Consider the following 20430-nt stretch of genomic DNA (forward strand, 5'->3'; position numbering starts at 1 on the left):
CAATGAGTTGTCAGCTTTAAAGATATACCGGTACCATGGCTTTAAAATTGACTTCAGAGGCCAACAAAATTGACGTTAGAGGCCACGGTTTCCATTGGATGGGTTAACACCGTCATCGGTGCTGCCGAGAGACTGTCTTTAAACGCCAACCAACTGCTGGCAGAAGCCGGCATTCCGGAAGCCGCCTGCGAACTGGAGCGCTGGCCGATCGACGATATTACCCGACTCTGGCACGCCGCCGAACGCTGCACCGGCGACCCGGGCTTTGGTTTGAAGGTGGGAGCGGAGTTCTCCCCGATGAGCATCAGTGGCGTGGGTTTTGCGCTGCAATCTGCCGCAACCCTGCGGGAGGCCATTGTGATGGTGCAGCGTTTCCAGCGGCTGATCTCCGATGGCGGGCGGTTCCAGATTGTTGCCGGCAACACAGCCACCTGGCTGGTTTACCATCCCAGGCAGGGCCGGCTGGCCTTCAGCCCGCACCAGATCGAAGCGGTGCTGGCGTCGGTGGTGGGGTTCGGAAGCTGGGTTACCGGCACCCGGATGCAACCATCCCGGGTGCAGTTCAGCCAGCCCCGGTTGGGGCCGTTGGCCGGTTACCAGACCGTATTCAATTGCCCGGTGGAGTTCGAGCAGGCGTTCAGCGGTGTTCAGATCGACAACGCCGTTCTGGACCAGCCCCTGCCCCAGGCGGACCCCCAGCTTGCCCAGGTGCACGAGCGCTACACCAATGCCCGCCTTGCCGCCCTCTCCATCAACAGTGCCTCAGTGCCAGAAATACGAAGATGGCTCACTGCCCGGATAGGCCCGGTTCTGCCCCGCCGGGCAGACGCAGCCGAAGCCCTGGGCATCAGCGAACGCAGCCTGGCCCGGCGGCTCCGGGAACAGGGCCAGACCTTTGACGGGCTGGTCGACGACGTGCGCCGTGAAAAAGCCCTGCAGGCGGTCGTTGATTTCAGCGCTTCCCTACCTGAAATCGCCGAAGCGCTCGGGTTTGCCGAGGTAAGCACGTTTTACAGGGCATTCCGGCGTTGGACGGGCATGCCACCGGTGCGGTGGCGCAAGCAGGAAAACCTGACTTCGTAATTCTTCTTCGGCCGGCGCAAATGGTCACTAAGGTGTCACGTCACTGACACTGCATTGTCACCTCTCAGGATTAGCGTTGCATTGTAAGTCGCAATCAAGCGAGCTTATTCATTGCAAAAGGTGATCCAATGACGCCTGCTTCATACCCCGACATGATGCTTCGCATTGAGGACATGGGGGTGACTTACCCCGGCAATGTCCTTGCTCTACGGCCAACCACCGTTGATTTCAACAAGGGCGAATTTACGGTCCTGCTCGGCCTTTCCGGTGCGGGCAAATCCACGCTTCTGAGGTCACTCAACCACCTGGTGCAGCCAACGGCTGGCAAGGTCGTTTCGGCGGAATTTGGTGACCTTGATAACCGCAGAACCGTTCGGCTGCACCGAAGCCGCACTGCCATGGTGTTCCAGCACCATCAGTTAATTGAGCGCCACACTGCACTCCAGAACGTACTGACGGGCAGGCTTGCCTATCACAGCACCTGGCGCAGCCTGTTACCAATGCCCAGGCGCGATCTTGAACTTGCCCTTCACTGCCTTGAACGCGTTGGACTTGCCGACAAAGCCCTGGCCAGGATTGACCAGCTGTCTGGAGGCCAGCAACAACGAGTTGGCATCGCGCGCGCACTTGCACAACAGCCCTCAATGATCCTCGCGGATGAACCCGTTGCCAGTCTGGATCCGGCGACGTCGGAAAAGGTACTGGGGTTACTGCGCGATATCTGCCAGGAAGACGGTATTACCGCTGTTATTTCACTGCATCAGCTGGAATACGCCCAACGCTTTGCAGACCGAATCATCGGCCTGGCGAATGCCAGGATTGTGTTCGATGCACCACCTGCAGACTTGAAGCAACACCACCTGAATGAGATCTACCACGGAAACTACGAAACCAAACCCCGAACCGTCCCGGTTCCCGCCACCAAACCCGTTAACCCCCAACCGAAGAAACTGGAGATAGCCCGATGAAAGCGTTAATGAACCTCTTGATAGCACTCTGCCTGGTGACAGGATTGAATTCGCAGGCACTCGCAGCGGATCCAGACCCTGATCTTCTGAAAGTTGCTCTCCTGCCCGATGAAAACGCCTCTGAACTGATCAAACGCAATCAACCACTAAAAGACTATCTGGAAAGCACGCTTGGCAAGGAAGTTGAGCTGATCGTGACTACCGATTATTCATCAATGATTGAAGCCATGCGCTTCGGACGTATCGACCTGGCCTACTTCGGCCCTCTGTCCTACGTGATGGCCAAGAGCAAGAGCGACATCGAACCCTTTGCAGCCATGATTGTGGACGGCAAGCCAACGTACCGCTCCATCATCATTGCCAACGCAGACGCCGGGGTTGAATCCTATGCTGACATCAAGGGCAAGAAGATGGCCTACGGTGATCGGGCCTCTACATCGAGCCACCTGATTCCCAAAACTGTCCTGATGGAATCTGCGGGCCTGGAAGCCGGCCGTGACTATGAGGCACATTTCGTAGGGTCCCACGACTCTGTGGCAGTGAATGTGGCAAATGGCAACGCAGAAGCCGGCGGCCTGTCCGAGGTAATTTTCCAGCATGTGATGGATCGTGGCCTGATTGACCGCAATAACGTGAAGGTTCTCGGATATAGCGGCGAATTCCCCCAGTATCCCTGGGCCATGCGCTCAAATCTCGCCCCGGAGCTGAAAGAAAAGGTTCGAAATGCCTTCATCAGCATCGACGACAAGGAAATCCTGAGCAACCTCAAGGCTGAAGGCTTTGCTGCTATCTCCGATTCGGATTACGACGTAATCCGGCGCATGGGCAGCCTCCTGAACCTCGACTTTGCCAAGATGTGAGGAAATCCATGAGTTATACCCCGACGGAACCGGCGACTCTGTCGCCGGCTCCGTCAGCTCCGGTGCTGGATGAGCATGCCCGGGGCTGGCGGAAAAAACTCCTGCAGACAGGTCTGGTCCTTGCGGTGATTCTCATTGCCAGCTGGTACGTGGGCCTGCTCGATTTCAAAACCCTGGCCAATGGCATGCCAGCGATTGGCGTCCTGTTGGGTGAATCTCTGCCGCCCGACTTTACCAATGTCATGAACTGGGTTTCGCCACTTGTCGACACCCTCGCCATGAGCATTGCCGGCACTGCAATTGCGGTTGCCGCTTCGGTACCACTGGCTTTCCTTGCTGCACGGAATACGTCGCCACACCCGGCTGTTTTCCACATAACACGCACCATTCTGAATGGCCTGCGGTCAGTTCCCGAACTGATCATGGGGATTATCTTCGTCGCTGCCGTCGGCTTTGGCGCGCTACCGGGCGTTCTTGCCCTCGGCCTTCACTCTATTGGGATGGTCGGCAAATTCTTTGCAGAAGCCATTGAACATGTGGACGAAGCCCCGGTGGAAGCAGCCGATGCCGCCGGAGCGACTCGCCTACAGGTTCTCTGGCACGCAGTTCTGCCCCAGGTTCTGCCGCAGTTCGCAGATGTATCCATCTACCGCTGGGAGTACAACTTCCGCGCCTCGACCGTTATGGGCATGGTGGGAGCAGGGGGTATCGGTTTCGAACTCATGGGCTCACTGCGCATCATGCAGTACCAGGAAGTCAGTGCCATCCTGATTGTTATCCTCCTGATGGTCACGATTGTCGACAGCCTGAGCGGCTTCCTCCGTAAGAAATTCAAGTAAGGAAAACGAATGAAACCAAGAGTTGTGATAACTCACCGGGTACACGATGAAGTCCTGGCTGCCCTCGAACCACATTGTGAGCTTGTAACCAATCAGTCAAACCGCACGCTCCCGCCAGATTCGGTGAAGGCCAGGGTAGCCACAGCCGATGCCGTGATGGCCTTCATGCCGGACAGGATCGGCGATGAGTTTCTGGCGGATTGCCCGAACCTGAAGATCGTGGGCGCAGCCCTGAAAGGTTACGACAACTTCGATGTGGACGCCTGCACTCGCCATGGGGTGTGGCTTTCATTCGTGCCGGATCTTTTAACCGTACCCACCGCAGAACTGACCATCGGACTCACCGTTGGCCTTACCCGGCAGGTAAAGGCAGCGGACGAATTTGTTCGTTCCGGAGAGTTCAGAGGGTGGCAGCCGAAGTTCTATGGGCTGGGAATTGAGGGCGCTACCATTGGCATTGTTGGAATGGGTGCCATTGGCAAGGCCATAGCTGTCCGTCTGCAGGGATGGGGTGCGAACCTGCTCTACTCAGAGCCCGAGGGCTTGCCCTCTGATGAAGAGAGGAATTTGGGGCTGGCGCATACAGGACTGGAAGAGCTTCTCGCCCAATCCGATATCGTAATACTGGCGCTGGCACTGAACGAGCATACCTTTCACACCATAAACCCTATACGCCTGGCACTGATGAAGCGGGGTGCCTATCTGATCAACCCATGCAGGGGTTCTGTGGTCGATGAGAACGCCGTACTGGCGGCACTGGCCTCCGGACAGTTGGGTGGTTACGCCGCCGATGTATTCGAAATGGAGGACTGGGCACGAACGGATCGTCCGCATGAAATCAGTCCGGAGTTACTTGCCCATCCGAACACATTATTTACCGCTCACATCGGCTCGGCCGTACAAAGTGTAAGGCTGGCCATTGAGCAACGGGCGGCCGAGAACATTCTGCAGGCATTACGGGGTGAACGGCCGCGGGATGCGATCAATTCTCCGTCATTACGTGAGGACTCTCCATGCTGAATCCGGTCTGGCTCAAGAGCTTTATCGCGTTGGTCCAGCATCAGAGTTTTCAGGCCGCTGCAGAGAATCTTGGAATCGCCCAACCCACTCTCTCCCAGCATATCCAGAAACTGGAACAAGACCTGGATGTGTTGTTGATTCGAAGGGGAAGATCAGGCTGCGAGCCCACCAGGGCAGCTTTGGCACTGGTACCATTCGCAAACAGTATATTGCGCCTCGACAAACATGCCCGTGAAGCGGTTCGGGGGGCCGGCGTTCGGATAGGGGCGAGCTCAAACATTGGCATATATATGCTCCAGCCCTATCTTCGGGCCTTCAGGGACGATAAAGCCTCGCCCGACGTGGACCTCGTAATTGATAATAACCCCTCAATTGCCCGGCAACTAACGATCGGTGAACTCGACATAGCCATAATGGAGTGGTGGCAGCCTAAACCCGGATTTCTGGCGCAGGATTGGCGGCGAGAACAGATGGTACTGATTGTTCCACCCGATCACCCATGCGCAGATCTTCAAAGCATAGATCGGGACACCCTCGCAGAAATGACGCTGCTTGGCGGAGAGCCTGGCACAGGCACAGGCCGGCTACTGGCAAACTTCTTTGGTGACGAGGGACCGTTTCCGAAGGTGTCTATGCAACTAGGGAGCACAGAGGCTGTCAAACAGGCAGTCAAGGTTGGACTGGGTATATCGCTGGTGTTGGAAGCGACGGTAAGGGAGGAAGTCCAGGCGGGCTCGCTACGAGCCATCCCCGTTAGTAACCCTGGGTTGGAAAAGGAACTCATGGTGGTCTACCCGAATGCCTTGGCCAATCATCCGCCAGTCTCTGCATTCCTCAGCCAACTGTGCCACTGAGCAAACGAATAGCTCACACCGAGTGTTAGCCAGACTGCAATTTCATGTTGAGCAACAACGGACCAACCAGTAACCTGCTGATCAGACACCAAAGCCCGAGGCCCCATGAAGCCTGACTCCCATCAGCTCCCAGACAATGCCAGCGCAGGAACCGGCCCGCAGTCGCCATCCGATGGCCCTGAGCGTGTTGCCCGGCTGATTCACCGCGTCGCTCAAAAAGACCGCCAGGCTTTCGCCCTCCTCTACCAGGCAACTGCCCCGAAACTTCTGGGCACCGTGTTGCGTATCCTCAGAGACAGAGGGTGGGCAGACGATGTTATCCAGGACAGTTATCTCAAAATCTGGCAAAAAGCCGAGCAGTTTCAGGACGGCAAATCTTCGCCGATTACCTGGCTGGTGTCGATTGCCCGTAACGGTGCCATTGATGAGCTGCGCAAACACCCCGCCGGACGCACCACGAACAGCGACGAGCTGGATGAGATGCCAGGCCGGCAGACATCAGCTCAGGAACAGCTGGAAGACCAGCGGGCGGCAAATCAACTGAATCACTGCATCGACCAACTGGAAAAAGACCGACAGGACATGGTGCGCCTGGCCTACCTTAACGGATGGTCCCGGGAGGACCTGGCAAGCCAGTTTGAACAGCCGGTCAACACGGTAAAGACCTGGCTTCACCGCGCATTGAAACAGCTCAAAAGGTGCCTCGAATCATGACTGAACGCGACGACCTGGACATGCTGGTTGCAGAGTTCGTTCTGGGCACATTGCCAGCCTCGGAGCGGGCCTATCTTGAAAGCCGGCGCAATGAGGACCCGGAGGTAGATGCGCTGATTCTGCAATGGGAAGAGCGCCTGGGTAAGCTGGCCGAGGAAACCGAGCCCGTTCAGCCCTCACCGGCGTTGTTCGCAAAAATCGAGAAGGCTCTGGACCGAGTGGAATCGACGCCTCGCGAGGCTGCCGAAACGTCAAACGTGGTTGCGCTGCGCAGCCAGCTGAACCGCTGGCGCTGGAGCACGGCGATTGCCTCGGCGGCCGCCCTGGTTCTCGTGGCCATTCTGGCGTTCCAGCCGCAGCCCGAGCCTCAAGCCCAGTCGTTTGTTGCGGTTTTCCAGAACAACGATGAGCAGCCGGCCTTCCTGCTGACGGTGGACCTGAAGGAGCAACGGCTCAACATCCGGCCGGTAACTGCCGAGCCAAGACCCGGAAAATCCTATCAGTTGTGGATCAAGGCCGACGAGCTGGGTCCAAACCCCCGCTCCGTGGGCGTTCTGGGCAACGATTTCGCGCTGGATGAAGGGGCGTTGAGCAATTACGACCCTGCCCTGCTCAAGGAGGCCACGTTCGGCATCAGCGTCGAGCCCGAAGGCGGCTCACCCACCGGACAGCCCACGGGACCGGCGATTCACGGTTACCTCTACCCCACCGACGGAAACAATTAATAGGCAGGTGCCAAAAAAATCTTCCGTGCCTGAAACTTTGCGCATCGGCTCCCGTAGCTGCAGTTAACCCGCCCAAAAACAACCCAACGGGCGGGAAACACTGACACTCAGGAGAACGCAATGAACAAGCACGCAAAAACTTCCGCACTTCTGGCCGCCCTCGTTTCCGGCGCTTTCGCAGCCGGTTCTGCATTGGCCGCTGAACACAAGGCCGGTGTCTGGACCAACGATCAGTCTGTTGCCAACGGCGTTGTATCCGCCAGAAAGGTGGTTGCCGAGCAGAATGGGTGGCTGGTGGTTCACCGCACCGACGAATCCATGAAGCCGGGCCCTGTTGTCGCCCACGCGCCGTTGCGCAAAGGTATGAACATGGACGTCGCCGCCATCCTGACCGAGGAAGTGCAATCCGGTGACATGCTGATGCTGATGGTTCACAGCGAAGACGGCGGGATGAAAACGGGTATTTTTGAATACACCCTGGGCGCCAAGGAAGACGGCCCGATCAAAAAGGACGGCAAGCTGGTGATGTCGACTATTACCGCGAAATAATCGCCCACGGTCTGGCTGCCTGCACATCTGGCGCATGCAGCCAGCGCTACTCTGATTGGCGCTTGCTCGCGTACATGGCCGCGTCGGCCTTGCTGAACAACAGCCGGGCGGTTTCACCATCCTCCGGATACACGGCCGAACCGATACTGCAGCAAACGCGAACCGTTTTGCCACCGATGGCAACCGGCAAGCTCAAAATTTCGCGAATCTTGGCTATGGCATTCTCAACTGACTCACGCCCATGAACATCAGTGAGCAGAACAGTAAACTCATCACCGCCCATCCGTGCGACGGTATCTGTCCCACGGGTGCAGTCCCTGAGCCTCTGGGCCATCTCGATCAACAGTTCATCGCCGGCTTCATGACCCAGCGTATCGTTAATCTGCTTGAAGTCATTCACATCGAGGTACAGCAGCGCCAGCCGCCCCTCGTTCCGGCTGGCTGATCGCAGCGCGGTTTCCAGGCGATCGTAGAACAGGGAACGATTGGTTAACCCGGTAAGCCCGTCGTGGTGCGCCAGGAATCGGAGGTTTTCTTCCGAACGCTTGCGCTCTACAACCATCGCAACCTGGGTTGCCACGAACTCCAGAAGCGACTTTTCGGCCTCATCAAAGGACACGGCCGCCGTACCACGCTCAATAACCAGGACGCCCATGGTGGACTCATGAAAAACCAGAGGCACCCCCAGCCAGTTGGCAACTTCCGAGCCGGTTTTGGGGTGCATCCCCAAGCCCGGATGCGCCGGATTCCGCACTGCCATAGACGATTTTCGGGTGTGGATGACGTCTTCAAGAGCCGATCCCGGGGCCACCTGCCAGTCGACCCAACCGCTCTTCGTGCGCCAGTCGGGCAAGCTGAGCCGACCGGAGTGCGACTGATTGAAACCTAGGTAGAGATCGGACTCGGGGAAAAGCTCACCAATAATTGAATGAACACCATCGCACAAATCGCGGAGTGTCTCTGCCTCGTGAGCTGCTTCGGAGATCCGGTAGAGCGCGTTGCGGGTCTGGTCGCCCCGTCGCAAAGCGGTGACATCCCGAGCCACCGCAATCCGGAGACGGTCTTCCTCAGACCAGCGAGCCGACCACAGGATATGCACGGCATGACCATCCCTGTGCAGGTAGCGATTTTCGAAGTCCGTGTGAGTGTGCCCACTCATTACCCTGCGGGCAGCAGCCAGCGTGCGCTCCTGGTCTTCCGGGTGAATGTAGTTCAGCAGCGGTGTTCCGATCATTTCCGAAGGCGAGTAACCGAGCAACCGCTGGCACGCTTCGCTGACGAAAACGATTTGGCCAGACTCGTCCACCACAAAGATCGTGTCGAGTATGAGATTGACCAGCTTGGGATAGAGAGGACTGAAATCGATGGTCACATCCCGTCTCCCTTTACGCCCAGGCGGTCCAGATAGAGATGAAGATCCGCCTCGCTCATGTCCACATATTCCAGCACCCTGCCATACAGCATGGCGGTCGGGACATTGCGGCCCTTCAGCTCCTTCTGAGTTTCATGCAGGACGTAAAGAATGATTCTTTCAGTGCGGGTAAGGCCGTCTCTGGCGTCAGGGATCACTTCAAGGAGAGTGCGAGAGTAGTCTGAACCGGCCATGATGTACCTGGTATGGAGCAATGGACCAGCACATAGTAGCAGGCTGGCAGCGAAGCCCCCAGTGGGGGTCGCTGCCTTTTACCGCCAAATCAGATCTGTTTATAGACCACTTCAGACAGCCGGCTGCGATTACCATCGGTGTCCAGGGTACGGATAGCAAAGTACCAGGTGCCTTCAGTCAGCTCATCAACCAGCAGCTCGTCGACGGAGGCGTCACCAATGGCCAGGCTCTGGTCGAGGTTTTCAGCGCTGGTGCCGTAGACCACCTCGAAGCCTGCAATTTCACCCATGGCCAGGCTGTCGCCATTTTCGCGGGTCAGCGGCGCGGTCCAGCTCAGCAGTGCTGTGTTTGCAGGAGCGGTTTCCTCAGGCGTCGTCTCGGTGACGGGCTCGCTGGTTTCAGTGTCTGTTCCTGTGTCCGCTACGGTTTCGTCGGTGGTTGTATCACCGCCTGACGTCGAGTCACCTGACGTATCGGGCTCAGTTGTACCGGCAACCTGCTCGTCGGTTGAACCTGTTGAGGTATCGGTCGAGGTATCGATGCTGGTATCGGTTGAGGTGTCAGTGGTGCTGCCGGAATCAGTTCCAGCGGTTTCATCGCCGCCAGTGGTTCCGTCGGTGGTATCACCGGAATCTGCAACGTCGGTATTACTTTCTTCGTTAACATCGGCAATGGTTTTGAAGCGCTGTACATTGCGGTGTTCAACAACGGCCAATCTCTGGCTAATGACGCTTGAATCCACTGCATTCTGAAGCTCGGAAGATTGCAATGCGGCGGCGCTAACCAGATCCGCCAGTGCCACGTTGGTTCCATCGCCCATAACGCTGATCTGGCCGTTGGCACTCACCTGCGAGCTGACATCAGCCAACACATCAGAAATCGAATCCCATTGGGCGTTATCGTTGACCAGTGCCAGGAACGCCGCGTTGGCAATCGCCACCTGAATGGCGTCAGCGGATACGCCGGTCATCTCATCCAGATTGGTGAGATCCGGCGGTGTCAGACGCAGGGCGCCAGCCGGAAGGCCGAACCAGGTTTCGACTGTGGTGTAGGCATTGGAAATGGCAACCGGTGAAAGACCGTCACCACTGCGCTCCGCCAGAGTTACAGCCAAGTGGGTCAGTGGCGTGAGGTTTACGGTTTCCATGCGCAGGTCGCCAGCACCACGTAAGCTGAAATTGCTATCAAGGGGCATGCTCTGTCCAAACGCCACAGCCGCGCCGCCAGCCTGATCGCACTGGGGAACAACGTCGCAGATCATGCGGGTACCACCATCAGCGGTGAGCTCAACCAGCGCCCAGCCCTCGGCCTTGCCGCGGAGCTGCCACTCGTAACTGCCGTCGTCTGCCGTCAACACCGGCTTCGCTGCCTGGCGTTGGGGCGCGTAAATACCGTCCTTGTCCGCAATCAGGCGGTTGGCAACAACCAGCCCCTGCTGGATGACGCCCTTGACCGCTGCGCCGGCAATCTGGACCGTCGGCTCGGCAGTGACCGAGGACTGTGTGGCGGTGTCTTCGTCACCTGAAATGTCCAGACCGCAGCCCGAAAGCAGAACGACCGCAGGTAAAATCAGCAGTCCTTGCTTCGTTAGTTTTTTGCCGCAATGTGACATTGTTTCGCACCAATTATTTGACGAATTTGAGCGAATCTTACAGCGGCAGTTTTCGGTTATATGCGGCGCAGTTCCGGATTTTTCGGCGGGATTACGTCAGAAAATTGGCGTTTACGGAGGGATACACGTTGTGATGGAAGGTTACAGCATGGAGCCCGGACTTCTATATATAGGGCATTGTTTTAAAAAGATTTTCCAAAATTTGATTGAATCCCGGCTGCGGGCCGGGAGCGAATAGCGGGCCGACTGATTACAAATTTAAACGTTGATGAAACGGGTACTGTTTCACAGTTTTCCGGGGACTCAAACGCCCAACCTGTCCCGCAGCGCATAGTACCAGGCTCCCATCGCCGTCAACGGCACCCGGAAGGCGCGCCCACCCGGGAACGGGTAATGCGGCAGGCTGGCGAACGCATCAAACCGTTCCGCCTGATCCTGGATTGCCAGTGCCAATGCCTTGCCTGCCACGTGTGTGAAGGTAACCCCATGGCCGGAGCAACCCTGGGAGTAGAACACGTTCTCGTGCAAGCGCCCGAGCTGTGGCAGGCGCGACAGGGTCAGCAGGAAATTGCCGGTCCAGGCGTAATCGATCTTCACATTCGCCAGTTGCGGGAAGGTTTTCAGCATATTCGGACGAATCAGCCGTTCGATGTTCGCCGGGTCGCGGGCGCCGTAGACCACACCGCCGCCGTAGATCAGGCGGTTGTCACCCGACAGCCGGAAGTAGTCCAGGAGGTAGTTGCAGTCTTCGACGCAGTTGTCGTTCGGCAGCAACTGCCTGGCAACGGCCTCCTCCAACGGCTCGGTAGCAATAATCTGCGAGCCGCAGGGCATGGATTTGGCCCCAAGCTCCGGCACCAGGCCGCCAAGATAGGCGTTGCCCGCCAGGACAACCGTTTGCGCCCTCACCTCGCCCATGTCGGTTTTAACGGTTACGGTTTTACCGGGGGCGATGCTCGCTACCGTGGAGTGCTCGTGAATCACGCCGCCACGCGACTCGAGGGCCGCGGCTTCGCCGAGAGCCAGATTGAGCGGATGAATGTGGCCGCCGGTGTGATCAATGGCGCCGCCGACATACCGTTCCGTGCCAACCCGGGAACGGATGGCACTCCTATCCAACAGTTCCAGTTGGTCGTAACCGAACCGGCGCCACAGCGCTTGCTGAGACTCCAGGTGCCTGAGCTGCTTTGGATTGAGCGCTGCGAAAATACCGCCTTCTTTCAGGTCGCACCGAATGCCGTAACTCTTCACCCGCTGGCGAATGATCTGGCTGCCCTCAAAGGCCATCTCGGACAGCAGTTTCAGGTGGTCTTGAGAGGTCTGTCTTTCGATGCTGTCCAGATCCCGGCTGAAGCTGTTAACGATCTGGCCGCCATTGCGCCCCGAAGCACCCCAGCCGACCGTCGCTGCCTCCAGAACCACCACCCTGAAGCCAGCTTCCGCCAGGAACAGCGCTGTCGAAAGGCCGGTGTAGCCGGCACCGACGACGCAAACATCGGCCTCGCAAGACCCTCGCAGCGCCGGGCGCACAGGGGCCGAATTGGCGGAAGCTGCGTAATACGAGGGAACCGGGGGATACTCGATCATTATGTGACGCCAGAAAAGGTGATAGAGACGTTCAGGATCAGGCTGCAACGATGCGCGCCGCAGGAAGTCTATGCCAGCGCCGCGCGTTCGGAAAGACACGTTCTTATACCTATATCGCGGGCGGCGCCTGGGGATAAAAGTGCTGCTATGATTGCTCAACTCTACAGCCTGCGAGGCGTCCATGAATCAACCCGTCAGCTCTTCCACACCGACCAGCCAGGCCGAATGGCAGGCCCTGGCCACAAACCTCACTCTGGAGGGCCGCGCCTATCTGAACGGCGCCTATCAATGGGCGGCCAACGGCGAGACGTTTACCTCGGTCAGCCCGATTGACGGCCGCGAGCTGGCCTCTATTGCCAGTTGCGATCAGAGCGATGCCGACCAGGCCGTCATGGCTGCAAGGGCCGCCTCTGAGGCGGGCATCTGGAGCCAGCTGGCACCGGCAAAACGCAAGGCGGTGCTGCTCCGGTTCGCTGAGCTTATCGAAGTCCACGGCGACGAGCTTGCCCTGCTGGAAACCCTGGACATGGGTAAACCCATCAACCACGCCAGAAATGTGGATGTGCCGGCCACCGCCCGGGCAATCCGCTGGACCGCCGAGGCCATCGACAAGGTGTACGGCGAAATTGCACCCACGCCTCACAACCAGATCGGCATGATCTCCCGTGAGCCGATGGGGGTGGTGGCGGCCATCGTACCCTGGAACTTCCCGATGATTATGGCGGCCTGGAAAATTGCCCCGGCCCTGGCCACTGGTAATTCCGTCATACTGAAACCCTCCGAGAAATCGCCCCTGAGCGCCATTCGCCTGGCCGCCCTGGCCGGGGAAGCGGGCGTTCCCGCCGGCGTTTTCAATGTGCTTCCAGGCTATGGTCACACCGTGGGCAAGGCCCTGGCGCTGCACATGGACGTGGACTGCCTGGTGTTTACCGGGTCCACGAATGTGGCCAAGCAGCTGATGATCTACGCCGGCCAATCCAACATGAAACGGGTATGGCTGGAGGCCGGTGGCAAGAGCCCCAACATTGTCTTTGCCGATGCGCCAGACCTGAAAAAGGCCGCTGCCGAGGCGGCAAGTGCCATTGCCTTCAATCAGGGCGAAGTGTGCACTGCCGGCAGTCGCCTGCTGGTCGAGAACAGCATTCGTGCCGAGTTTGTAAGGCTGATATGCGAGGCCCTGAAAACCTGGCGCCCCGGCCATCCGCTGGACCCGGCGACTACCTGTGGCGCGATCGTGGATCAGGCCCAGCTTGATCGGATCATCGACTACATCGGCATCGGGCAGTCTGAGGGCGCACGCCTGGTGGAAGGTGGGCAGCGGATTCTGGAAAACACGGGCGGCCTGTTTGTTCAACCCACGGTGTTTGACGGGGTGAATAACCAGATGCGCATTGCCTCGGAGGAAATCTTCGGGCCGGTGCTTTCTGTCATCGGGTTCGATACTGCAGACGAAGCCGTTGCCATTGCCAACGATTCCATCTACGGCCTGGCTGCGGCGGTGTGGACCTCCAATATCAATACCGCCCATAAGGTAGCCAAGGCCCTGCGAGCCGGCAGCGTGTGGATTAACCACTATGACGGCGGCGATATGACCGCACCCTTCGGTGGCTTCAAGCAGTCCGGCAACGGCCGCGACAAATCTGTGCACGCCTTCGACAAGTACACGGAACTGAAGGCCACCTGGCTGGTGCTGGAGTAGTTCGGAATAGTTCGTCGCAGTCCGGCAAATGAAAAACGGCGCCTTCAAGGCGCCGTTTTTCATCCCGGAATTGATCAGACCGTGTGCAGGTACCAGAGATATTCGAGATCGGAGATGGTCATCTCGAATTCGTTCAGTTCATGCTCCTTGCAGGCGACGAACACATCCAGAAACTGGCTGCCGAGATAATCGGCCATCACTTTCGATTGCCCCAGCTCCCGCAAGGCATCCCGCAAGTTATTCACCAATGAGGCTTCGTGCTGTTCATGGGCATTACCCACGGTGACGGGGGGTGGCTCTATCCTGTTGGAGATGCCGTAGTGAATGCCCGCCAGCACCGCAGCCATCAGAAGATACGGGTTGGCATCGGCACCGGCGACCCGGTGTTCGATTCGCAGGGCCTCCGGATCACCGCCCGGCAGACGCAGCGACGCAGTGCGGTTGTCCACGCCCCAGGTGGCGGCGCTGGGAACGTAGTACTCCGGGCTGAACCGGCGGTAGGAATTGATATTGGGGCAGAACAAGGCCATGGCGTCGTTCATGGTGGCGACCAATCCACCCACGGCCCATCGCAACATGTCGTTTGGCTGCTCGGCGTCGCCGGCAAACACGTTACGGCCTTCGCCATCCACCAGGCTCACGTGCAGGTGCATGCCACTGCCGGCCTGGTTGTGATAGGGCTTGGCCATGAACGTGGTGTCCATTTCATGGTCGTAGGCCATGTTCTTGATCAGACGCTTCAGCAGAGTGGCGTGGTCGCACGCCTGCACGGCGTCATCCACGTAGTGCAGGTTGACCTCAAACTGCCCGGGCGCGGACTCGGCTACCAGCGCATCCGCCGGCAATTCCTGCTCATGGGCGGCATCCAGCACGTCCGCCAGGAATTCTGCGTATTCGTCCAGATCATCAATGGAATAGGCCTGCGTGCCCGCAGGGCGTTTGCCAGAGAGGGGTGATTTGGGTGGCTGAGGGCGACCGGCGAGGTTTTCCTGATCAATCAGGTAAAACTCCAGCTCAAAGGCCGCCACAGTAGTCAGACCCAGTTCCTCGAAGCGCTTCATGATGTTCTGCAAGACCACCCGCGGATCTGCGAAAAACGGTGTCTCGCGATCCAGCTCATACATGGTCAACAGAAGTTGCGCAGTGGGCCGCTTCTGCCAGGGTTCCATAGTGAGGGTATTTTCAATGGGCAGACAGACGCGGTCTGCCTCGCCAATATCCAGGCCGAGGCCGGTTTCTTCCACCGTAGTGCCCTGAATGTTCAGGGCAAAGATGGACGCCGGCATAGCCACACCGCGTTCAAACACCTTCGCCAAAGCAGACGGGTCTACCCGCTTGCCGCGAACAATGCCATTCATATCCGGGATCAGCAGATCAACAAACTGCAGTTCGGGGTGTGCCTGAAGGAACGAGTCGGCACTCGAAGAACCAGAAGCCATAAGGGAAGCCATCCACAACGCAAACAGGCCTGGTGCCGAGGAGCCGGCGCAGGGGTTTCAACACTCCTTTATCCCGGTTTCCTGAGCATTTGGCAAGATACGCACATACCGTATTTTGCCCGGATTCCGGGCAATTAAGACGACAGCTGCCCAAAGCCGGTCCCGAGAAAACCGTCCTTTCCCGATGTGATAGCATGCAGAGGTTGCATACCGAGCAGCGCAGCCACTTACCGCCACGCAAGGGAGCCACGTTCCATGAAAACTCTCGCAGGCCTGACCCTGATTCTAGCCACCTTCAGCGCCGGCAGTTGGGCTGAGGCGGTCGACTTCAATAAACGCAACGCCCACATTTTCTGCTCTTCCCACCTGGCTGTTATCAGCGAGTCTGCGGATAAAGGCTCTGAGGAATATCAGGCATTACGTTATCTCTCCGGCATGCACCGTAAAGAAGCCCAGGCCATGGGTGCGACCCGGAAGCATTTCCTGGATGTTATTCGTTACCTGGAGCGGGTACGTGACAGCGACACAGAGAAATGGCGGAGCCTGTCTGCACGGAGCCAGGAAGTCTGCATACAAGACTGATTTGAATAGGAATACCCCGAACGCGCCTTTGTTCTGAAGCAAAGCGCGCGCAGCATACGCATAACTCCGAATCGGTCAGCAAAAATTTCCGTAGCGCATTCCGCGATCTCATGATAAATATCGCGAGAATTCGGCAGGTTCCCCACCGCCGTTTCCAGGACAAGCCTTAAAGGAGTCAAAAGGCGGCGACCGGTTCTTCCCGGGACAACAGCCACCTGCGGCCACCCTCAGCAGACCTGCACAACACCGCGTGCGTCCTGCACGTTTTGTATTTATCCCTTTTGAGTGAGGGACATCATCCAATGTTGAAGTTGTGTAAGCCACAGGCGCTGGCCGCCTCTGTTGCGTTGTCTCTGTGTGCCTCTTCCGCGTTTGCCGCCGAGGAAGTGCGTGTCTACAACTGGTCCGATTACATCGCCGAGGACACCCTGGCGAAGTTCACGGAAGAAACCGGCATCAAGGTGATCTACGACGTTTACGACAGTAACGAGATCCTCGAAGCCGCCCTGCTTTCCGGTCGTTCCGGCTACGATCTTGTTGTGCCGTCCAACCACTATGTGGCCAAGCAGATTTCTGCCAACGCCTTCGTAGCGCTGGACCACAGCAAGCTGCCGAACATGAGCAACCTCAACCCGGATCTGATGGACGATCTGGAAAAGGTTGACCCGGGTAGCCAGTTTGCTCTGCCTTATCTCTGGGGCACCAACGGCTATGGCTATAACGAAGGCCGTATCCAGGAAATCCTGGGTGACAGCGCTCCCACCGATTCCTGGGCCCTGGTATTCGATCCTGAAGTCACCGGCAAGCTTGCCGCCGGCGGCTGCGGTATTGCCATGCTGGATTCCGGCGAGGAAATGGTTCGTGCTGCCATGGCCTACATTGGCCTGGACCCGAACAGCAACAACGCCGACGACATCAGGAAAGGCGGCGAGGTGATCAAGGCCATTCGCCCGAACATCACCTACTTCCATTCGTCGCGTTACATTGCTGACCTGGCCAACGGTGACCTGTGTGTGGCTGCCGGTTACTCCGGCGACATCCTGCAGGCCGCCGCACGCGCCGAGGAAGCCGAGAACGGCAACGTGATCCGCTACACCATTCCCAAAGAAGGTGCAGTCCTGTGGTTCGACATGATGACCATCCCGGCCGGCGCACCGAACGTTGAGAACGCCCACAAGTTGATGAACTTCCTGATGCGTCCGGAAATCATCGCGGACGTGACCAACTATGTGTGGTACGCCAACCCTAACAAGCCGGCCAACGAATTCGTTGATCCGGAGATTCTGAGCGATACCAGCATCTACCCCACCGATGAGGTGATGAAGAAGCTGTACATCATGGAAGGCCGGCCTCAGGACGCCCAGCGTCTGATGACCCGCACCTGGACCAACGTGAAGTCTGGTCGTTAAGCGGTGGAAAACGGCAACAACACCTCCGCGCAAGCGGAGGTGTTACTCAGCATTCGGGGCATCTCCAAAAGCTTTGATGGCACGCTGGCCGTGGACAATGTGAACCTGGACATCCACAAGGGCGAGATCTTTGCCCTTCTGGGTGGTTCCGGTTCCGGCAAGTCCACCCTGCTGCGCATGCTCGCAGGTTTTGAAACGCCCAACGCCGGCTCCATCATGCTCGACGGCCAGGACGTTACAGCTCTGCCCCCGTTCCTGCGCCCGACCAACATGATGTTCCAGTCCTATGCTCTGTTCCCCCATATGACGGTGGAGCAGAACATTGCCATGGGCCTGAAACAGGACAAGTTGCCGAAAAGCGAAATTCGCGACCGGGTGGCCGCCATGCTGAAGCTGGTCAAGATGGAACCCTATGCCCGGCGCAAACCCCAGCAGCTTTCCGGTGGTCAGCAGCAACGCGTTGCCCTGGCCCGCTCACTGGCCAAACGTCCCAAGCTGCTGTTGCTGGACGAGCCCATGGGCGCCCTGGACAAAAAGCTGCGTACCGAAATGCAGCTGGAACTGGTGGAAATTCTGGAAAACGTGGGCGCCACCTGCCTGATGGTGACCCACGACCAGGAAGAGGCCATGACCATGGCCAGCCGCATCGCCATCATGGCGCAGGGCCGGATTGCCCAGATCGGCTCGCCCATCGACATCTATGAGAGCCCGAACAGCCGCATGACGGCAGAGTTTATTGGCTCGGTGAACATTTTCGAGGCCCACATCCGGGAAGACGAGGCCGACAGCGTTACTTTGACCAGCGACCTGCTGGATGCCCCGGTTTTTATTGATCGCGGCGTGACCACGCCGGCGGAAAGTACCGCAACACTGGTAGCCCTTCGCCCAGAGAAGATCTACCTGACCCCGGACAAACCGGACGGCGAGCACAACTGGAGCTGCGGAACGGTGGACAACATCGCCTATCTGGGCGACATCACGTCCTACTACGTAAAGCTGGCCAGCGGCAAACGCGTTCAGGCGACCATGGCGAACGTGGAACGCCGTGGCGAGCGGCCAACCTGGGGCGACAGGGTATTCGTATCCTGGGAAGCCTCCAGCCCCATCCTGCTCTGGAACTGAGCCAATGAGACGGAAGCTTTTACCCACCCCTCTGACCGAGCGGGTGCGTGCAGTGCTGTTTAATCGCCGGGTGGTGTTCGGTATCCCGTTCCTGTGGCTGCTGCTGTTCTTCCTCCTGCCTTTTGCGCTGGTGCTGAAGATCAGCCTGACCTCGGCGGTCATGGCCATCCCCCCTTACGAGCCCGTATTCCGGTGGGTGGACAACACCCTGTCGGTGGTGGTGAACATTGGCAATTACCTGTTCCTTCTTTCAGATAGCCTGTATTTCGCCGCCTATTGGGGGTCGGTGAAGACAGCATTCCTGGCAACGGTGGTGTGCCTGCTCATTGGCTACCCCATGGCCTATGCCATGGCCCGGGCTCCAAAACACTGGCAACTGGTGTTGCTGTTGATGGTAATGCTGCCCTCCTGGACCTCGTTCCTGATCCGGGTTTATGCGTGGATGGGCATCCTCGGCAATCAGGGGCTTCTGAACAGTTTTCTGATGTGGCTGGGTTTTATCGATCAGCCGCTCAAGATGCTGAACACCAACTTCGCGGTGGTGCTGGGCATTGTCTATGCCTACCTGCCGTTCATGGTGCTGCCCATTTACACCAACCTGGTGAAGTTGGATGTGCGGCTGCTGGAGGCGGCATCAGACCTGGGCTGCCGCAGCCTGACCACCTTCTGGGCCATTACCCTGCCCCTGTCGAAGGCCGGCATTCTGGCCGGTTCCATGCTGGTGTTTATTCCCGCGGTGGGCGAGTTCGTGATCCCGGAACTGCTGGGCGGGCCGGATACGCTGATGATCGGCAAGGTGTTGTGGGAGGAGTTCTTCAACAACCGCGACTGGCCGGTGGCGTCTGCCCTCGCGATCGTGATGCTGTTGTTACTGCTGGTGCCGATCGTGCTGTTCCATCGGTTCCAGGCCCGGGAGATGGAAAAGCATGGTTAAATCGCGTTCGTTCAGTTTCTCGAAAGTGATGCTGGTTCTCGGCCTGTTGTTCCTGTATCTGCCGATGTTTGTGCTGATCGTGTATTCGTTCAACGCGTCCCGGCTGGTGTCGGTTTGGGCCGGATTTTCCACCCACTGGTACGGCGAGCTGTTCCGGGATGAACAGATCCTCTCTGCTGTGTGGATGAGCCTGCGAATTGCCTTCTACTCCGCCAGCATGGCGGTGTGTCTGGGGACGCTATGTGCGTTCGTGATCACCCGGTTCAAGAAGATGCGCGGGCGCACGCTACTGTCCAGCATGATTACCGCGCCACTGGTTATGCCAGAGGTGATCACGGGCCTGTCGCTGCTGCTGTTGTTCGTGCAGATGGCCCAGACCATTGGCTGGCCGGTGGACCGTGGCATGGCCACCATCTGGATCGCCCACACCACCTTCTGCAGTGCCTATGTGGCGGTGGTGGTATCGGCCCGGTTGCAGGAAGTGGACCGCTCCATTGAGGAGGCGGCCATGGACCTGGGCTGTACGCCACTGAAGACCTTCTTCGTGATTACACTGCCAGTGATTGCTCCAGCGCTCGTATCTGGCTGGCTGCTGGCGTTCACTCTGTCGCTGGATGATCTGGTGATTGCCAGCTTCGTTTCCGGGCCGGGTGCAACAACACTGCCGATGGTGGTGTTTTCCTCCGTGCGGATGGGGGTTTCGCCGAAGATCAACGCGCTGGCCACCCTGATCATCGTGGCTGTATCGCTGATTGCATTTATCGCCTGGTATCTGATGCGCCGGGCGGAACGCAAACGGCTGCAGACACCGGACGCCTAGCGTCCGGA

20 protein-coding genes are annotated in these 20430 nt (G+C 58.2%); 15 read left to right on the forward strand and 5 right to left on the reverse strand.

From position 1 onward, the window contains the following. The first annotated feature begins 69 nt into the window (after positions 1-69). The 9 genes from BM035_RS02140 (at position 70) to BM035_RS02180 (ending at position 7612) form a co-directional block, all read left to right on the forward strand. On the forward strand, positions 70-1083 hold the full coding sequence (locus tag BM035_RS02140; protein ID WP_092030138.1) for an AraC family transcriptional regulator: 1014 nt from the start codon (positions 70-72) through the stop codon (positions 1081-1083). A 128-nt stretch (positions 1084-1211) separates the two neighbouring features. Next, positions 1212-2051 carry a phosphonate ABC transporter ATP-binding protein gene (gene phnC, locus BM035_RS02145; RefSeq protein ID WP_008175863.1) on the forward strand — a complete coding sequence of 280 codons (840 nt, stop codon included), beginning with the start codon at positions 1212-1214 and terminating at the stop codon, positions 2049-2051. Next, on the forward strand, positions 2048-2911 hold the full coding sequence (phnD, locus tag BM035_RS02150) for a phosphate/phosphite/phosphonate ABC transporter substrate-binding protein (protein WP_008175864.1): 864 nt from the start codon (positions 2048-2050) through the stop codon (positions 2909-2911). The genes phnC and phnD overlap by 4 nt, the downstream gene beginning before the upstream one ends. Before the next feature lie 8 nt (positions 2912-2919). Continuing rightward, entirely contained in the window at positions 2920-3750 is an 831-nt protein-coding gene (gene phnE / locus BM035_RS02155) for a phosphonate ABC transporter, permease protein PhnE (protein WP_008175865.1), read from the forward strand. Positions 3751-3759: 9 nt separating this feature from the next. Further along, positions 3760-4770: a phosphonate dehydrogenase gene (locus BM035_RS02160; protein WP_008175866.1), complete on the forward strand. Its 1011-nt coding sequence runs from the start codon at positions 3760-3762 to the stop codon at positions 4768-4770. Further along, positions 4764-5624: a LysR family transcriptional regulator gene (locus BM035_RS02165; protein ID WP_008175867.1), complete on the forward strand. Its 861-nt coding sequence runs from the start codon at positions 4764-4766 to the stop codon at positions 5622-5624. Before BM035_RS02160 ends, BM035_RS02165 begins: the two co-directional genes overlap by 7 nt. A gap of 105 nt (positions 5625-5729) precedes the next feature. Continuing rightward, positions 5730-6338 (forward strand): sigma-70 family RNA polymerase sigma factor, encoded by a 609-nt coding sequence (locus BM035_RS02170; protein WP_008175868.1) that lies wholly within the window; start codon positions 5730-5732, stop codon positions 6336-6338. Beyond that, positions 6335-7063, forward strand: a complete 729-nt coding sequence (locus BM035_RS02175) for an anti-sigma factor (RefSeq protein ID WP_008175870.1) — start codon at positions 6335-6337, stop codon at positions 7061-7063. Before BM035_RS02170 ends, BM035_RS02175 begins: the two co-directional genes overlap by 4 nt. Positions 7064-7183: 120 nt before the next feature. Further along, the gene (locus tag BM035_RS02180; protein WP_092030139.1) at positions 7184-7612 is read left to right on the forward strand and encodes a DUF7282 domain-containing protein; all 429 of its coding nucleotides are present in this window, start codon (positions 7184-7186) and stop codon (positions 7610-7612) included. 46 nt (positions 7613-7658) lie between these two features. Here the strand turns inward: BM035_RS02180 and BM035_RS02185 are convergent, their stop codons facing one another. The 4 genes from BM035_RS02185 to BM035_RS02200 all read right to left on the reverse strand — a co-directional run bounded on the left by BM035_RS02185 (position 7659) and on the right by BM035_RS02200 (position 12417). Continuing rightward, entirely contained in the window at positions 7659-8984 is a 1326-nt protein-coding gene (locus tag BM035_RS02185) for a sensor domain-containing protein (RefSeq protein WP_092030140.1), read from the reverse strand. Beyond that, positions 8981-9217, reverse strand: coding sequence for a hypothetical protein (locus BM035_RS02190; RefSeq protein ID WP_008175874.1), 237 nt, complete (start codon positions 9215-9217; stop codon positions 8981-8983). Before BM035_RS02190 ends, BM035_RS02185 begins: the two co-directional genes overlap by 4 nt. Before the next feature lie 89 nt (positions 9218-9306). Further along, entirely contained in the window at positions 9307-10830 is a 1524-nt protein-coding gene (locus tag BM035_RS02195) for a fibronectin type III domain-containing protein (RefSeq protein ID WP_092030141.1), read from the reverse strand. A 303-nt stretch (positions 10831-11133) separates the two neighbouring features. Beyond that, complete coding sequence (locus BM035_RS02200; protein ID WP_092030142.1) at positions 11134-12417, reverse strand: NAD(P)/FAD-dependent oxidoreductase; 1284 nt, start codon at positions 12415-12417, stop codon at positions 11134-11136. Positions 12418-12598: 181 nt separating this feature from the next. Between BM035_RS02200 and BM035_RS02205 the strand changes: the two genes are divergently transcribed. After that, on the forward strand, positions 12599-14116 hold the full coding sequence (locus BM035_RS02205) for an aldehyde dehydrogenase (protein WP_092030143.1): 1518 nt from the start codon (positions 12599-12601) through the stop codon (positions 14114-14116). A gap of 74 nt (positions 14117-14190) precedes the next feature. Here BM035_RS02205 and BM035_RS02210 read toward each other — a convergent pair whose 3' ends face one another. After that, positions 14191-15555 (reverse strand): glutamine synthetase family protein, encoded by a 1365-nt coding sequence (locus BM035_RS02210; protein ID WP_092030145.1) that lies wholly within the window; start codon positions 15553-15555, stop codon positions 14191-14193. 255 nt (positions 15556-15810) lie between these two features. Here BM035_RS02210 and BM035_RS02215 point away from each other — a divergent pair, with 255 nt between their 5' ends. The 5 genes from BM035_RS02215 (at position 15811) to BM035_RS02235 (ending at position 20422) form a co-directional block, all read left to right on the forward strand. Continuing rightward, on the forward strand, positions 15811-16137 hold the full coding sequence (locus tag BM035_RS02215; RefSeq protein WP_092030146.1) for a hypothetical protein: 327 nt from the start codon (positions 15811-15813) through the stop codon (positions 16135-16137). Between the two features lie 302 nt (positions 16138-16439). Next, positions 16440-17546 (forward strand): polyamine ABC transporter substrate-binding protein, encoded by a 1107-nt coding sequence (locus BM035_RS02220; protein ID WP_092030148.1) that lies wholly within the window; start codon positions 16440-16442, stop codon positions 17544-17546. Positions 17547-17549: 3 nt separating this feature from the next. After that, the gene (potA, locus tag BM035_RS02225) at positions 17550-18668 is read left to right on the forward strand and encodes a polyamine ABC transporter ATP-binding protein (protein ID WP_053114715.1); all 1119 of its coding nucleotides are present in this window, start codon (positions 17550-17552) and stop codon (positions 18666-18668) included. Positions 18669-18672: 4 nt separating this feature from the next. Continuing rightward, a complete protein-coding gene (locus BM035_RS02230; RefSeq protein WP_053114714.1) occupies positions 18673-19602 on the forward strand; it encodes an ABC transporter permease subunit in 930 nt (309 codons plus the stop codon). After that, positions 19595-20422: an ABC transporter permease subunit gene (locus BM035_RS02235; RefSeq protein WP_062785375.1), complete on the forward strand. Its 828-nt coding sequence runs from the start codon at positions 19595-19597 to the stop codon at positions 20420-20422. The genes BM035_RS02230 and BM035_RS02235 overlap by 8 nt, the downstream gene beginning before the upstream one ends. Positions 20423-20430: the final 8 nt, after the last annotated feature.

This window comes from Marinobacter sp. DSM 26671 (assembly GCF_900112835.1).
Lineage (GTDB): Bacteria > Pseudomonadota > Gammaproteobacteria > Pseudomonadales > Oleiphilaceae > Marinobacter > Marinobacter flavimaris.